16 protein-coding genes are annotated in these 14,693 nt (G+C 42.6%); 3 read left to right on the top strand and 13 right to left on the bottom strand.

Annotation, left to right across the window (positions count from 1 at the left end):
* Nucleotides 1-5: 5 nt before the first annotated feature.
* The 6 genes from CYCME_RS02855 to nth form a co-directional block, all read right to left on the bottom strand.
* Complete coding sequence (locus CYCME_RS02855) at nt 6-419, bottom strand: group II truncated hemoglobin (RefSeq protein ID WP_015006673.1); 414 nt, start codon at nt 417-419, stop codon at nt 6-8.
* Nucleotides 416-1,696 (bottom strand): glutamate-1-semialdehyde 2,1-aminomutase, encoded by a 1,281-nt coding sequence (gene hemL, locus CYCME_RS02860; protein ID WP_016390543.1) that lies wholly within the window; start codon nt 1,694-1,696, stop codon nt 416-418. The genes CYCME_RS02855 and hemL overlap by 4 nt, the downstream gene beginning before the upstream one ends.
* 144 nt (nt 1,697-1,840) lie before the next feature.
* Nucleotides 1,841-2,608 carry a DNA-binding domain-containing protein gene (locus CYCME_RS02865; protein ID WP_223253218.1) on the bottom strand — a complete coding sequence of 256 codons (768 nt, stop codon included), beginning with the start codon at nt 2,606-2,608 and terminating at the stop codon, nt 1,841-1,843.
* Nucleotides 2,595-3,449 carry a DUF692 domain-containing protein gene (locus CYCME_RS02870; RefSeq protein ID WP_020932106.1) on the bottom strand — a complete coding sequence of 285 codons (855 nt, stop codon included), beginning with the start codon at nt 3,447-3,449 and terminating at the stop codon, nt 2,595-2,597. The genes CYCME_RS02865 and CYCME_RS02870 overlap by 14 nt, the downstream gene beginning before the upstream one ends.
* Nucleotides 3,450-3,461: 12 nt before the next feature.
* Complete coding sequence (locus CYCME_RS02875; RefSeq protein WP_015006669.1) at nt 3,462-3,815, bottom strand: hypothetical protein; 354 nt, start codon at nt 3,813-3,815, stop codon at nt 3,462-3,464.
* A 177-nt stretch (nt 3,816-3,992) separates the two neighbouring features.
* Nucleotides 3,993-4,628 (bottom strand): endonuclease III, encoded by a 636-nt coding sequence (nth, locus tag CYCME_RS02880; RefSeq protein WP_016390544.1) that lies wholly within the window; start codon nt 4,626-4,628, stop codon nt 3,993-3,995.
* A gap of 200 nt (nt 4,629-4,828) precedes the next feature.
* On the opposite strand from nth, the gene yrfG reads away from it, so the two are divergent.
* Complete coding sequence (gene yrfG, locus CYCME_RS02885) at nt 4,829-5,482, top strand: GMP/IMP nucleotidase (protein WP_016390545.1); 654 nt, start codon at nt 4,829-4,831, stop codon at nt 5,480-5,482.
* 9 nt (nt 5,483-5,491) lie between these two features.
* Here yrfG and rhlB read toward each other — a convergent pair whose 3' ends face one another.
* On the bottom strand, nt 5,492-6,754 hold the full coding sequence (rhlB, locus tag CYCME_RS02890) for an ATP-dependent RNA helicase RhlB (protein WP_015006666.1): 1,263 nt from the start codon (nt 6,752-6,754) through the stop codon (nt 5,492-5,494).
* Between the two features lie 140 nt (nt 6,755-6,894).
* On the opposite strand from rhlB, the gene trxA reads away from it, so the two are divergent.
* Both trxA and rho read left to right on the top strand, forming a co-directional pair.
* The gene (gene trxA, locus CYCME_RS02895; protein ID WP_015006665.1) at nt 6,895-7,221 is read left to right on the top strand and encodes a thioredoxin TrxA; all 327 of its coding nucleotides are present in this window, start codon (nt 6,895-6,897) and stop codon (nt 7,219-7,221) included.
* 181 nt (nt 7,222-7,402) lie between these two features.
* On the top strand, nt 7,403-8,659 hold the full coding sequence (gene rho / locus CYCME_RS02900; protein WP_015006664.1) for a transcription termination factor Rho: 1,257 nt from the start codon (nt 7,403-7,405) through the stop codon (nt 8,657-8,659).
* Nucleotides 8,660-8,737: 78 nt separating this feature from the next.
* Here the strand turns inward: rho and purD are convergent, their stop codons facing one another.
* The 6 genes from purD to prmA all read right to left on the bottom strand — a co-directional run bounded on the left by purD (nt 8,738) and on the right by prmA (nt 14,692).
* A complete protein-coding gene (gene purD / locus CYCME_RS02905) occupies nt 8,738-10,024 on the bottom strand; it encodes a phosphoribosylamine--glycine ligase (protein WP_015006663.1) in 1,287 nt (428 codons plus the stop codon).
* A 15-nt stretch (nt 10,025-10,039) separates the two neighbouring features.
* Complete coding sequence (purH, locus tag CYCME_RS02910) at nt 10,040-11,602, bottom strand: bifunctional phosphoribosylaminoimidazolecarboxamide formyltransferase/IMP cyclohydrolase (RefSeq protein WP_020932108.1); 1,563 nt, start codon at nt 11,600-11,602, stop codon at nt 10,040-10,042.
* Nucleotides 11,603-11,723: 121 nt separating this feature from the next.
* Complete coding sequence (gene fis, locus CYCME_RS02915) at nt 11,724-11,972, bottom strand: DNA-binding transcriptional regulator Fis (protein WP_015006661.1); 249 nt, start codon at nt 11,970-11,972, stop codon at nt 11,724-11,726.
* Complete coding sequence (dusB, locus tag CYCME_RS02920) at nt 11,969-12,958, bottom strand: tRNA dihydrouridine synthase DusB (protein ID WP_020932109.1); 990 nt, start codon at nt 12,956-12,958, stop codon at nt 11,969-11,971. Before dusB ends, fis begins: the two co-directional genes overlap by 4 nt.
* A gap of 114 nt (nt 12,959-13,072) precedes the next feature.
* On the bottom strand, nt 13,073-13,807 hold the full coding sequence (locus tag CYCME_RS02925; protein ID WP_020932110.1) for a zinc-ribbon and DUF3426 domain-containing protein: 735 nt from the start codon (nt 13,805-13,807) through the stop codon (nt 13,073-13,075).
* A 3-nt stretch (nt 13,808-13,810) separates the two neighbouring features.
* Nucleotides 13,811-14,692, bottom strand: coding sequence for a 50S ribosomal protein L11 methyltransferase (prmA, locus tag CYCME_RS02930; protein ID WP_016390549.1), 882 nt, complete (start codon nt 14,690-14,692; stop codon nt 13,811-13,813).
* Between the last annotated feature and the right edge of the window lies 1 nt (nt 14,693).

Here is a 14,693-nt window from a genome sequence, read left to right on the forward strand (position 1 = left end):
AGTTGTTACTCAGTTTGGTTGCGCATAAAATCTGCGGTGTTAAAGAATGCTTGCATCAATTCATCGTGCATGGCTTTTTCGATATTCATTTTGTGGAGAGCTTTATCCATGCAGTGTAACCATTGATCACGCTCTTTAATGCCAATGGAAAAAGGTAAGTGGCGCGCTCGTAATCGTGGGTGACCATATTTTTCAATATACAACGAAGGGCCGCCGAGCCACCCGCTTAAAAAAAGAAATAATTTGTCTTCAGCCTCCGTTAAATCTGCCGCATGCATGTCACGAATTGTTTTAACGTCAGTGTTGTTGTCCATGGCCTCATAAAAGTACTTAACAAGTTGACGAATACCTGTTTCACCACCTAGTTTTTCGTATTGGGTGAGTTTATAGGTTTGGCCAGGTTTTAATGTGTCAATCATGTTAATTTCTCAAAGGCGACCTTGGCAGCATGAAGTGTGTCGTTAATATCTTGTTCACTATGCGCAGCAGAGACAAACCCAGCTTCAAAGGCAGAAGGGGCGAGGTAGATCCCTTGTTCTAACATAAGGTGAAAGAATTGTTTGAAGCGTGCCTGGTCGCATGCCATGACTTGGCTAAAGCGGCGAATATTTTTGTGCTCAGAGAAAAATAGGCCAAACATACCGCCCACTTGGTTGGTAGAAAAAGGGATGTTGGCTTCTTTAGCAATGTTGTTTAGACCATCCAATAACTGCGTGGTACGGAGTGATAGTTGGTGGTAAAAATCAGGTTGGCTAATAAGCTCAAGTGTTGCGAGCCCAGCAGACATAGCTAGGGGGTTGCCTGATAGGGTGCCAGCTTGGTAGACAGGGCCATCAGGTGCAAGTTCAGCCATGATTTTAGCGCGGCCGCCAAAAGCACCGACAGGCATACCACCGCCAATGACTTTGCCTAGTGTGGTTAAATCGGGCGTTACGCCATACACTTGTTGTGCGCCACCAAGCGCGACGCGAAAGCCACTCATCACTTCATCAAAAATCAGCACAATGCCGTATTGGTCACATAATGTTCGTAAGCACTCAAGGAAGCCGGTTTCTGGAGGTATGCAGTTCATATTGCCAGCGACTGGTTCGACGATAATACAGGCGATGTCATTGCCGTTGGTTTTTAATAATTGCGAGACCGCTTCAGCATCATTATAGGGAAGCGTTAGTGTGTGGTCGGCCAGTGAGGCTGGTACACCCGGTGAGCTGGGAACGCCAAAAGTGAGTGCGCCAGAACCGGCTTTTACCAATAATGAATCGGAGTGACCGTGGTAACAGCCTTCAAATTTAATGATATTGTCACGGCCTGTGTAACCACGAGCTAAACGTATAGCACTCATGGTGGCTTCTGTTCCGGAGCTGACCATGCGTACTTTTTCAATGGACGGTACTAGTTGGCACACTTTTTCTGCCATCGTGGTTTCAATAATGGTGGGTGCACCAAAACTAAGCCCTTTTTCGGCCGCTGTTTGGACGGCTTTAACAACATCGGGGTGGCTATGGCCTAAGATCATAGGGCCCCAGGAACCAACATAGTCGATATATTGTTTATTGTTAGTATCAACAAGGTATGCGCCCTTTGCATGGTCGATAAAAACAGGGTCTCCACCGACACCTTTAAAGGCGCGAACCGGTGAGTTAACCCCGCCAGGAATAGATTGTTGTGCTTGATCAAAAAGAGAAGAGTTGCTCATATCAATGGGTGGTTTATTTGAATAACGGAACATTATAAGCAATAAAGATGAAGGACTTAAAAAAAGCAGGCATTAGCGGGTTAAAAAGTTTTGAAAATAGCTCAGGCGGCTATCGCAAGCTCGTTTTAAGTGCTGAGGGTTAAATTAATTAGGGGTAGAAACGACGATACCACGATGAATAAAGTCATTAATTATGGATAGCCCTCCTTGTATAACAACGCTAGGGTCTGGGTGTTGAAGGTTTTTAGCTAATGTTGACAAAATGTCTTTGGTTAATTGGCTTGTGTTGTCGGCTAATGCGATAAGCAAGGCATGTGTTGTTGGTGTTATTTCTAAAAAGCATATTGTGTGCTCAATATTGCGGTAAACGGCTAGGTATGTTGGCTGATCGGGTGGTTCGGCGGGTAAAAAGTCAGGCGAAATTTTATGTACGGGGTAGGTATAGGCAGCAGCTAAGGCTGTTGGCGCAACGGTTAAAGCTTGATTGAAAGGGTCGCTAATGGGAGGGTAGGCTTCATCGTCAGCAATGGAAACGATAAACTCAAGCCATTCATAATGAGCTAGCTCTAGTAGGAATGGAGCATCATTAATGGCGTCTGAATTACTTGTGCGTTCGTGCTCTAAATAGTGGATAAACTCTTGGGGAATGTCAGAAAAGTAGGGGCTTTGACTTGGGTGACGATGATAAAAATCTCTACAGATATTTTCCCATTGTTGTTCAGAGCAAATAGTCTTAACAACCGGGAATCCATCACTAAGCGCGCTGGCAATATTGGTGAACAGAAGGTCGCGGTATATATTTATGCGTCGTTCTTCAATATCACTCGGTTTTGGCGCATTTTTTGGGTCACGAATATAGCGGGTGAACGCATGTTGAGTTTGCATGAAAGAAGGCGCATTATTTTGCGACACGTTTTTGACCTGATTGGGGTGAATAATTTAATTGGGCTTGATGAATAAGGTTAACCTCGTCGAGTAACTCAGGTAGTGGTGGAATATTAAAGTCGCGCTCCAATAGGGTGGGAAATAGGCCAAAATTGTCGTAAGCTTTATCGAGTAATTGCCAGACAGGATCAATGACATTAGCACCGTGAGAATCAATAATAATATCGTCGGCTTCGTTATAGTGTCCTGCAATATGTGCATAGCTTATGCGGTCACCGGGTAGTGCTTTCAAAAATTCTTCCGCACTGTATTTATGGTTTACGCTGTTGACATATATATTGTTAATATCGACCAGTAACTTGCAATCGGCTTTTTTTATCACTGCGTTAATGAAATCAATTTCTTCCATTTCCTTACCAGGGGCAGCATAGTAAGAGGCATTTTCAATGGCAATTTGTTGGCCAAGAATATCTTGTACGTAGAGAATCCTCTCAGCTACGTATTCAACTGCTTGCTGAGTAAACGGGATGGGCATCAGGTCGTATAGGTGACCGCCATCACTACAATAGCTGAGATGTTCGGTATAAACCTTAATTTGATGTAGTTTAATAAAATCTCGAATGTCGCGAATGAACTTAACGTCTAGTGGGTCTGGGCTACCTAGGCTGAGTGACAAACCATGTGCTACAAAAGGAAACTGTTCGGTTAAGGCGCGTAACTGCTTACCATATCGACCACCGATTTTTATCCAGTTTTCAGGAGCGATTTCATAAAAATCTATATTGCTAGGCGGCTTTTCAACTAGCGGGCCTATAAAGGCCCGCCTTAATCCAAGCCCAACTCCATGAACGGGAAAGGTATTAATCATTGCTAGCTAGCGTTACTTCTTAGAGCCACATTTACCTTCTTTTGCTTTGTTAGCAGCTTTTTCAGCGCCACATTTACCTTCACCGCATTTTGCTTCTTTTACTTTGTCAGCAGCTTTTTCAGCGCCACATTTACCTTCACCGCATTTTGCTTCTTTTACTTTGTCAGCAGCTTTTTCAGTACCACATTTACCTTCACCGCATTTGCCTTCACCGCATTTACCTTCGGCAAGCACCATGTAGCCAGTTTTTAATTCAGTTGCGCCAAATGGGTTTGTGTCTGCGTTTACGACTGGAGTAAATGCCATTGAGGTGACAAAGGCAGCCCCTAACGCGGTGATGATTGGTTTTTTTGTAGGGTTTTTCATAAGAATATCCTGTTGTTTTTTTATTCTCGGGTCACTGTTTATTTCAGTGCGTTTGTCTGCAGTACCGACAAGAGTAAGCCGGTTTACTATATGCGCTTTAATAGACCAAGCAAAGTTTAAAAAACTTACAGCTTGTTTTAGTTTTACTAGAATTAATAAGGTTGATTTAAAAATGATCTAATAGATGGTTTTGTCTTTAAATTCACATAGATCTTCAATGACGCATGAACCGCAGCGTGGTTTTCGAGCAATACACGTGTATCGACCATGAAGAATCAGTAAATGATGGGCATCAAGCTTGTGTGCTGTTGGTACGTTTTTTTCAAGTTTCTTTTCAACCTCTAAGACATTTTTACCGGTGGCAATTTTAGTGCGATTACTGACCCTAAAGATATGCGTATCAACAGCGATAGTCGGAACACCAAAGGCAGTGTTTAGAACAACGTTTGCCGTTTTTCGCCCAACGCCCGGTAAGGCTTCAAGTTCCTCGCGAGTTTGAGGGACTTGGCTATTATGTTGTTCCATTAACATTTTACAGGTTTTGATAACGTTGCTGCCTTTGGTGTTAAAAAGCCCGATAGTTTTAATATATTCTTTGAGTCCTTTTTCACCGAGTGCAAAAATAGCTTCAGGCGTGTTGGCAATAGGGAATAATTTATCGGTCGCCTTGTTAACTCCCTTGTCGGTAGCTTGAGCAGAAAGGATAACTGCAATTAAAAGCTCAAAAGGTGAGCTGTAATTAAGTTCGGTTTCAGGTTCAGGGATAGCTTGAGCGAGTCGCTCGAATATTTCTAGGCGTTTAGCTTTGTTCATAAGTGAGTTGAGTTATTGTGTAAGTATCTGTTTATTAGCGCTTAAATAGCATGGGTGGGGGAATGTTGAGAGGCATTGATGGTAAGCAATAAACCACTTATTAGGAAAAGGGATAAGCGTTTGCTGAAATGGTTTAACATACCGGTATGCCTTTTGAAGGTAAGTCGAAAAGTTTAACGTTGTAAAGGTTAGGTTACCAGATGATTAATTGGTCGGAAATAGAAACTGTTTTATTGGATATGGATGGTACTTTGTTGGATCTACGGTTCGACAACCATTTTTGGCAACGTGTTGTGCCTGATTATTTTGCTAATAAGGAAGGTATTTCATTTGATGAAGCAATTAAACAGCTAGAGCCTCTTTTTAAAGCCCAAGAAGGCTTGTTAAATTGGTATTGCTTAGATTATTGGAGCGAGGCATTAGGTATTGATATTGTTAAGCTAAAAGTTGAAACACAGGAACATATTAAAGAATTGCCGCATACACGCGATTTTTTAGGAGCTATAAAAGCATCGGGTAAACGCTGTGTGTTGGTAACAAATGCACATGCAGAGAGTTTAAACCTAAAAATGCAAAAAACAGGTTTGGTAGAGTTTTTTGATGCGATTGTTTCTGCGCATGATTTTGGTTACCCCAAAGAGCAGCAAAGTTTTTGGCATGCTTTTCATCAGCTGGAGCAGTTTGATAAATCTAAAACCGTGATGGTGGATGATAGTTTAAGTGTGTTGAAGGCAGCCGATACATTTGGCATTCAATACATCGTCGCTATTACTAAACCCGATAGCGCTGAGCCACCGCGTATCGTACATGACTATTTAGCAGTCGAAAGTCTTGGCGCTATTCAGCCAAAATAAACGGCTTAATTACCGTTTATGTGAGCGTGATTTTTGTTGTGTTCGAGCGTTTGCTGGGCGTTTGTGAGTAGATGGTTTAGCGGTTCTTTTAGTAGCTGGTTTAACATCCGGTAAGGAGGCGCCATCAATATTTTCGAAAGGAATTTTGTGTGATATATAGGCTTCAATGTCAGGCAGTGAGTAAGCATAGGTTTCACAGGCAAAACTAATGGCTTTACCGCTGGCGCCTGAGCGGGCGGTTCTACCAATTCGGTGAACATAGTCTTCGGCATCTTGAGGTAGGTCAAAATTAAATACATGACTAACAGCAGGAATGTGTAATCCACGAGCGGCCACATCAGTGGCAATTAATAAAGGTAGTTTGCCGTCTTGAAAGCGAGTTAAAATGGTTTGTCGTTTTTTTTGTGGTACATCGCCTGAAAGCACGGCGTTATCAAAGTCGTTGCCCTTTAGGTAACGATGTAAACGGTCTGCAGTGTGCTTGGTATTAATGAAAATAATCCCTCTTTCGGGTTTCTCATTTGTCAGCAGATGAAGAAGTAAGGGAATTTTTTCATTATCAGCAGGGTAATAAACAGACTCAACCACTTGTTTTGCAGTTATTTGTTCGGGTTCAACGCGAACCATTACAGGGTTGTTCATATGCTCGTAAGCCAATTCGGTAACTTTGAACGAAAGTGTTGCCGAGAACAATAAGTTTAAACGGTTTTCAGGTTTAGGTAATCGTCGTAATAAATAGCGAATATCATTTATAAACCCAAGGTCAAACATTCTGTCTGCTTCATCTAGTACTAGGACCTCGGTGTTTCTAAGGTTAAATACTTTTTGTTTGAAAAAATCGATGGTTCGTCCCGGGGTGCCAATTAAAATATCCACACCATCCTCTATGGTTTTACGTTGTTTATCGTAATCTGTTCCACCGTAGGCAAGGCCGACTTTAATGTCAGTGTGTTTACCAATAATTTTTGCATCATTTGCAATTTGTATCGCCAGTTCACGCGTTGGAGCAAGAATAAGCGCCCTAACACCTTTTTTATTATCGGCAGGCGTTTTTGTTAGTAGGGTGTGATACGTGGCGAGTAAAAAAGCAATGGTTTTTCCAGTGCCTGTTTGCGCCTGTCCTGCGACATCGTTGCCGAGCAAACTGATGGGTAAGGTTTGTTCCTGAATAGGCGTGCACTTTATGAAATTAGCCTCGTCTAAACCTTGAATTAAAGGGGCAGTGAGCCCAAGTGAAGAAAATTGAGTATCAGTAAGATGGGTGTCGGACATAAGTTATGTAATTGTTGAAGAAATAGAGGAGTGAATTGGAAGTTTAGTTAGGAATGAAATATTCATGGTAAGCTATGCATCTGATATCGTACTCTATTATGATGTAATAGTGCGTAGTATTAACCGAACGGAGATAAATAGTGAGTGAAAATGTAGTTCATACCACCGATGATAGTTTTGAACAGGACGTTTTGGCGTCTGAACAACCAGTATTAGTAGATTTTTGGGCTGAATGGTGTGGTCCTTGTAAAATGGTAGCACCGATCCTCGATGAAATTGCAGACGAATATGCCGGTAAGTTGAAAGTCGTTAAGTTGGATATAGATTCAAACCCAGCGATGCCAAGGCGTTTTGGTGTGCGAGGCATTCCAACCTTAATGGTTTATAAAGCTGGTGAAGTGGAAGCGACCAAAGTAGGAGCCGTGACTAAATCACAATTATCAGCATTTATTGACAGTAATATCTAAAAAAATACAACGCCTTCGCCTTAAAGGTAGACGAGGGTGTTTTTTAATGCTACCTTTACTTCCATAAGTAAGAACCCCTTAAGCACGCCACTTGCCGTGCAAACAATCAAAAAAATCAATTAAAAAACCTCTAGTGCTAAATGTGCACGTTTATACCTTTTTATTCCAACCTTAAATCTATATGAACCTAACTGAGCTGAAGCGTAAACCCGCAACTGAAATCCTTGAACTTGCGAAAGAACTTGGTGTTGATAACACTGGACGATCATTAAAACAAACCACTGTCTTTCAAATTCTTAAGAAAATAGCCAAAAAAGGCGATGATGTATATGGTGATGGGGTTCTTGAAATATTATCAGATGGTTTTGGGTTTTTAAGGTCGGCAGATGGTTCGTTTTTAGCGGGTCCAGATGATATTTATGTCTCGCCGAGTCAGATTCGTCGGTTTGGTTTAAGAACGGGGGATACCATTTCGGGAAAAATTCGCCCACCTAAAGATAGTGAGCGTTACTTTGCACTATTGAAGGTCGATAAGCTTAATTATGAAAAACCAGAACATGCAAAAAACAAAATAGCGTTTAAGGACTTAACGCCTATTTTCCCCAATGAACGTTTAACTTTAGAAATGGGGAATGGTACCACTGAAGATTTAACTTCCCGTGTTATTGACTTGGTATCACCCATTGGTAAGGGGCAACGTGGCTTAATTGTGTCACCGCCTAAAGCTGGTAAGACCATGATTCTGCAAAATTTAGCGCACTCTATTGCTGCAAATAATCCAGAAAGCCATTTAATGGTTCTATTGATCGATGAGCGGCCTGAAGAGGTGACAGAGATGTCACGTACCGTTAAAGGTGAAGTGATTTCCAGTACATTTGATGAGCCTGCTTCTCGCCATGTTCAGGTGGCCGAAATGGTTATTGAAAAAGCAAAAAGAATGGTGGAGCACAAAAGAGACGTTATTATTTTGTTAGACTCTATTACCCGTTTGGGTCGAGCCTACAATACTGTAGCGCCTTCATCAGGTAAAATTTTGACTGGTGGTGTGGATGCTAATGCACTTGAACGTCCTAAACGTTTTTTTGGTGCGGCACGTAATATTGAAGAAGGCGGTAGTTTGACAATTATTGCAACAGCTCTCGTTGAAACCGGTTCGCGTATGGACGATGTGATTTACGAGGAGTTTAAAGGCACGGGTAATATGGAGCTTCATCTTGAGCGTAAAATTGCTGAAAAACGTATTTACCCAGCGATTAACGTTAACCGTTCAGGCACACGTCGAGAAGAATATTTAGTGGACGCTGATATCCTTCAAAAAACTTGGATTCTCCGCAAAATTCTTAATCCAATGGATGAAATGGGTGCGATTGAGTTTTTGTTAGAACGCTTTAAGAAAACAAAAACAAATGGCGAGTTCTTTGATTCAATGAAGCGTTAGCAATTAATAATTTTAAGAAACAAAAAAAGAGCGTTTATATTTAAACGCTCTTTTTTTGCGTGTTGATATTTTATTAGGCTAGGCCGATTGTTCGCGCTTTATAGCGCGGTGGCCAATATCAGTTCGGAAGTATACATTGTCCCATTGAATTGAACCGACCGTCTCATAGGCCTTTAATTGCGCGTCGAGTACGCTGTTACCTAGGGCACAGGCGCACAGGACACGGCCGCCATTAGTGGTGATATCACCATTGCTCATTTTGGTACCAGCATGAAAGGTTTTAGCATCATCGGTCTCCGTTGGAATACCAGTAATAATGTCACCTTTATGATAGTCGAAAGGGTAGCCACCAGCGGCAAGAACCACGCCAATAGCTGTGCGAGTATCCCACTGAGCTGAGATGGTATCTAATTTATTATCAAGGGCGGCATTACACAGCTCAGTCAGGTCGCTCTTCAAGCGCATCATGATGGGTTGGGTTTCTGGGTCGCCAAATCGACAATTGTATTCAAGTACTTTGGGTGTTCCTTGAGCGTCAATCATTACGCCTGCGTATAGAAACCCGGTGTATGGAATACCGTCTTTTATCATGCCATCCAATGTTGGTTGAATAATGGTATCCATGATGAGGTCATGCATTTTAGGTGTTACAACAGGTGCAGGTGAGTAAGCACCCATACCACCCGTGTTAGGACCTAAATCTCCATTATCACGTGCTTTATGGTCCTGAGATGAGGCCATGGGCAGTGCTTGATTACCATTGGCAATGACAATAAAGCTGGCTTCTTCACCGAGCAAAAATTCTTCGATCACAACGCGATGACCTGCTTCACCAAAGGCATTGCCAGCTAACATGTCGTTGACCGCGTCAATGGCTTCTTGTTCAGTTTCCGCAAGGATAACGCCTTTGCCAGCGGCTAAACCATCAGCCTTTACAACAATAGGAGCGCCTTTGCTGCGAATGTAGTCGCAAGCAGGTTCGATATCGCTAAAGCTTTGATAGTCAGCGGTAGGAATATTATGGCGTGCTAAGAAGTCCTTACAGTAGGCTTTGGATCCTTCAAGTTGTGCAGCCAGTTGGGTCGGGCCAAAACAACGTAAACCGTTAGCGGTAAATTGATCAACGATACCGGCCACTAACGGAGCTTCGGGGCCAACAATGGTCAATTCAATTTTTTCTTCTAAGGCAAAGGTTAATAAGCGATCAATATCTTCAGCCTGAATGTCAATATTGGTAATGCCGGGTTCTTGTTCGGTGCCTGCATTACCGGGTGCTACATAGACCGTATCTACGTTAGAAGATTGCTTTGCTTTCCACGCTAAGGCGTGTTCACGCCCACCGCCGCCTACGATTAGTACATTCATTATAGAACTCCTTGATTAGTGCCTAAAGTGACGCATGCCCGTAAAGACCATGGCAATATCGTGCTCGTCAGCCGCTTGAATAACTTCCTCGTCACGCATTGACCCACCAGGTTGAATCACTGCTCGAATACCCACTTGAGCAGCATTATCGAGGCCATCTCTAAAGGGGAAGAATGCATCAGATGCCATGACAGAGCCAGTAACATCTAGACCTGCTTGTTCAGCCTTAATCGCGGCTATTCTCGCAGAATTAACACGGCTCATTTGACCGGCGCCTACGCCGATAGTCATGTTGTTTTTGCCGTAGATGATAGCATTTGACTTAACAAACTTAGCAACGCTCCAGCTGAACAATAAATCTTGCATTTCTTGTTTGCTGGGTTGTCGTTTGGTAACAACGGTTAGATCTGTGAATAACTCTTTATCAATAGTTTGGACAAGTAGGCCGCCATTAACACGCTTGAAATCATAGCGATCTTCGTCGCTTTTTTCCCATGGTCCGCTGTCCAGTAGGCGAAGGTTTTTCTTGCCAGCGATGACGGCCAAGGCATCTTCGTTAACACCTGGGGCGATAATGACTTCAACAAATTGACGATCTGTGATGGCTTTAGCTGTTGCTAAATCAAGTGGACGGTTAAACGCAATAATGCCGCCAAACGCAGATTCAGGATCTGTTTGGTAAGCTCGGTTGTATGCGTCCAGAATGTTATCACCAAGGGCTACGCCACAGGGGTTTGCATGTTTCACGATTACGCAGGCTGGCGAATCATCAAACTGTTTAACACACTCAAGCGCCGCATCGGTATCGGCGATATTGTTATAGGATAACTCTTTGCCTTGATGCTGAACTGCTGAAGCAATTGTGCCGGGTTGAGAGGCCTCTTCGGTAAAAAAGGCTGCTTTTTGATGAGGATTCTCACCGTAACGCATCACTTGTTTTTGTTTAAATTGTAGGTTGATAGTACGAGAAAAGTCGGCTTTATCGCCGTATTCTTGAATGGTCCCTAAATAATTTGCGATAGCGCCGTCATATTGAGCAGTATGCTCAAACGTCTTAACGGCAAAATTAAAACGACTAGGCGCATCGACTCCGCCAGTTGCCTTAATAGACTCAATGGTTTGTTGGTAATCATTAGGGTCAACTATAATGGTGACATCTTTATGGTTCTTAGCCGCAGCGCGAATCATAGTGGGCCCACCAATATCGATATTTTCGATGGCCGTTGCAAGATCACAATCTGGGTTTGCCACTGTTTGTTGGAAGGGGTATAGGTTTACAACAACTAGGTCGATCGGCTTGATATCATTATCTTGCATAATGGTTTGGTCAATATCACGGCGACCTAAAATACCACCATGAACTTTTGGGTGCAGCGTCTTGACGCGGCCATCCATCATTTCTGGAAACCCGGTGTAATCACTGATTTCTACAACAGGAATATTATTGTTTTGTAGTAATTTAGCGGTGCCGCCGGTTGAAATGATTTCAACACCTAAGCTGCTCAATTGTTGACAGAACTCAATAATGCCTGATTTATCGGAAACGCTAACTAAAGCGCGAGTGATTTTATTGCTCATTTTTTGACCTGTTTGTGAAAGAGTGTCAGGCCTAATTGGCCTATCTGAAAACAGGGTATTCTATAGAAAGTCGTATGTTTTTGCTGAGCTTTTTGCTACTCGGCTTAGAACTGAACTAGGGTTAAATATCCAAGTTGTAGCTGGCTAATTTCTTTCTCAGTGTGCCACGGCTTAAACCAAGCATCTTCGCAGCTTTAGACTGGTTAGACTTAGTATGGTTTAGCACCGCTTCAAATAATGGTTTTTCAACTTCACTGATGACTAGTGCGTGTAGGTCAACGACTTCTTGACCGTCAAGTTGTGCAAAATAGTTTTCGAGTGCTTGTGTCACTTGGTGACATAAAGGTTGTTTTGATTTATCTAAACTCATGCTACTTGGTGTTGTGTTTGTGTAAGGGCATGAAAAATTTTATCCATAAAATCTAGTTGTTGCTGAGGCTCTTGGATGGAAAAACTTTTCTTAACAAGAGGCAGTAATGATGTATCTAGGTGTTTAAAATACCAAGCTATATGCTTTCTGGCAATCCTGACGCCCATAATATCACCATAAAATTGATGTAGCTGCGTAATATGGCGAATAACAACCTGTCTTATTTCCTCAAAGTCAGGTGGCGCTAAGGTCTCGCCTGTTTTCAAGAAATGGTCAATTTCTCTGAAAATCCAAGGTCGCCCTTGGGCACCACGGCCTATTAACAGACCATCTGCATTGGTGTGATGTAATACGTCACGTGCTCGTTGAGGGGTAGTTATATCTCCATTGGCAAATACCGGAATGTTGATGGATTGTTTAACGAGTTTAATGGTGTCAAATTCAGCGTTTCCATCATATTTACAAGCACGTGTCCGACCATGAATCGCAAGGGCCTGTATGCCGGCTTGCTCGGCAATTTTAGCAATGGTGGGGGCGTTTTTACTGAGTGGATCCCAGCCAGTTCTTATTTTTAGCGTTACCGGAATGTGGACGGCAGAAACCACAGACTTTAAAATTTCTTCAACCAAAGGTTCGTCTCTTAATAAGGCTGAACCAGCAGCGACATTACATACTTTTTTAGCAGGACAGCCCATGTTGATATCAATAATTTGTGCGCCATTGGCTTGATTAAAGAGAGCCGCTTCAGCCATTTTTTTGGGATTTGTGCCAACAATTTGTACCGAGCGAGGCTCGTCCTCGCCATTATGATCGAGTTTTAATAAGGTTCGTCGGTGTTTGCGTAAAGCTGGGTTTGACGCAGTCATTTCAGACACCGCTAAGCCAGCGCCTAATTCCCGACAAAGTTGACGAAAAGGTCTGTCGGTTATTCCAGCCATTGGGGATAAGACTAAGTTGTTACTTAATGTATACGGACCAATTTTCATAAGAACTTAAAGGGGTTGAGTTGAGAGTTTTATGCGACACTCTCAGGTGTTTAGTGTCGCTATTGTCTGATCTTGAGTCAATCCTTAGCGGCGATTTATCGCAAGCATTTTACCTTAAGGTTGAAAGGATATTTCAAAACCAAAGGCAGTTTTGCTAGGTTTTTGGAAGGTAAGCGTAATGTTCCTTAGGGATTGAGGTGCGAAATAATCATTGATTTCACTGTCTGCTAGGTAATCATTTTTAGTGAAAACTCCTTGAGCTATTGGCTCACCGAGAGTCGATGTTAGTAGCAATTTTATGCTTGGATAGGGTTGTTCGGCTAAGGCGGAATTCTTGATCGTGAGTTGAAAAGACAGCAGCTCATCTAGCTTTGAGTGAGGCGTAAGCTGGCGTGCAATGATGTGAATTTCATCCAGGTTTTGGTAGCTAGGAATTGATAAGTCGAAGGTGTTATTGAGTTTTTTGAAGAAGGGTTGTAATTGTGTGTTCTGAGTTAATCGTGTTGATTCAATGAAGGCAATTTGAGTGAGAAGCACTAACACTAATACAAATGAAAGCAGACCGTATGGCAGTTTATAGTGATGGGTGGTTTTTGTAGACTCCCATGCCGCAATAATTGGAGGAGAATCAGCTTCAGACGAGTGCTCTTGGGTAGCAGTCGATGACTGAGTGATGTCTTCATTGGGCTTAATGGGAACAGTTCGCTCAATATCGGCGCTGAGTTCATTTTCCCGTGCATTAAATACTTTATGGCAATGGCCGCAGCGAATAACGCCTGACTTAACTGCTAATTGTTCAGGGGTGACATGTAGTGTACTAAAACAAAAAGGACAAAGTGCATAAGGCATTGCTCAAGTTTTTTTAACGGCATGGAGGCAAGCCCAATTGTCTCTAATGGTGGCAGGGCAGAAGATGAATTCATGTTGGTAGGCGCTAATAACTTGCGTTACTTGTTCGCTAAGGATGCCAGACAATAATAAATGGCCTTTGGGTTTAACTAAGGCTGAAATATCGCTTGATAGTGAGATAAGCGGCTCAGCTAAAATATTCGCAATAACAATGGCTTGGGGTTTTCGAGGGTATTGATCAGCGGCATAAACTTTGACTTTATCAAGTACATTGTTTTGTTCGGCATTGCTCGTTGTGGCGATAAGTGCCTGAGGGTCAATGTCTATGCCAATAGCACTTTTTGCACCTAATAAAAGACCTGCAATAGCGAGTATGCCAGAGCCACATCCAAAGTCGATAATATTGCTTTTTGTAAGATCATGTTTGGCTAACCAATCGAGACAAAGGGCGGTCGTAGGGTGTGTGCCGGTGCCAAATGCTAGACCAGGGTCGAGTCGTAATAAGGTTGCATTGGAATCTGCAATGTCATGTTCGGTAGAGCAAACCCAAAAGTTATCGCCAAATTTAATGGGTTGGAAATTTTCAAGCCAAACACGTTCCCAGACTTGGTCTTCTAGACGCTCAATAGTTAATTGCCACTCGCCCTGATGGCCAAGTTGTTGGTTAAAAAATTGCTCGATATTTTTAAGGTCGTCTTGTTCGTCAAACAAACCTGTAATGGAGACATGTTGCCATAGAGGCGTGCTATTTAATGGCGGCTCATAAATAGGTTGGTCGGCTCTGTCTGTGATGGTCACAGACAGAGCGCCAAGGTTTTCTAATAAGCCTTCAATCGTTGCGGCTAACTCTTGAGTTGTTGCAATGGTCAATTGTTGCCATGCCATG

The sequence above is a fragment of the Cycloclasticus zancles 78-ME genome, assembly GCF_000442595.1.
GTDB classification, from domain to species: Bacteria; Pseudomonadota; Gammaproteobacteria; order Methylococcales; family Cycloclasticaceae; genus Cycloclasticus; species Cycloclasticus pugetii.

Coding starts and splice junctions, on each gene's coding strand:
- CYCME_RS02925 (WP_020932110.1), bottom strand. CDS start 13,807: ATGCCTTATGCACTTTGTCCTTTTTGTTTTAGTACACTACATGTCACC.
- CYCME_RS02855 (WP_015006673.1), bottom strand. CDS start 419: ATGATTGACACATTAAAACCTGGCCAAACCTATAAACTCACCCAATAC.
- hemL (WP_016390543.1), bottom strand. CDS start 1,696: ATGAGCAACTCTTCTCTTTTTGATCAAGCACAACAATCTATTCCTGGC.
- CYCME_RS02870 (WP_020932106.1), bottom strand. CDS start 3,449: ATGATTAATACCTTTCCCGTTCATGGAGTTGGGCTTGGATTAAGGCGG.
- fis (WP_015006661.1), bottom strand. CDS start 11,972: ATGAGTTTAGATAAATCAAAACAACCTTTATGTCACCAAGTGACACAA.
- rhlB (WP_015006666.1), bottom strand. CDS start 6,754: ATGTCCGACACCCATCTTACTGATACTCAATTTTCTTCACTTGGGCTC.
- yrfG (WP_016390545.1), top strand. CDS start 4,829: ATGATTAATTGGTCGGAAATAGAAACTGTTTTATTGGATATGGATGGT.
- rho (WP_015006664.1), top strand. CDS start 7,403: ATGAACCTAACTGAGCTGAAGCGTAAACCCGCAACTGAAATCCTTGAA.
- CYCME_RS02875 (WP_015006669.1), bottom strand. CDS start 3,815: ATGAAAAACCCTACAAAAAAACCAATCATCACCGCGTTAGGGGCTGCC.
- purD (WP_015006663.1), bottom strand. CDS start 10,024: ATGAATGTACTAATCGTAGGCGGCGGTGGGCGTGAACACGCCTTAGCG.
- nth (WP_016390544.1), bottom strand. CDS start 4,628: ATGAACAAAGCTAAACGCCTAGAAATATTCGAGCGACTCGCTCAAGCT.
- dusB (WP_020932109.1), bottom strand. CDS start 12,958: ATGAAAATTGGTCCGTATACATTAAGTAACAACTTAGTCTTATCCCCA.
- purH (WP_020932108.1), bottom strand. CDS start 11,602: ATGAGCAATAAAATCACTCGCGCTTTAGTTAGCGTTTCCGATAAATCA.
- prmA (WP_016390549.1), bottom strand. CDS start 14,692: ATGGCATGGCAACAATTGACCATTGCAACAACTCAAGAGTTAGCCGCA.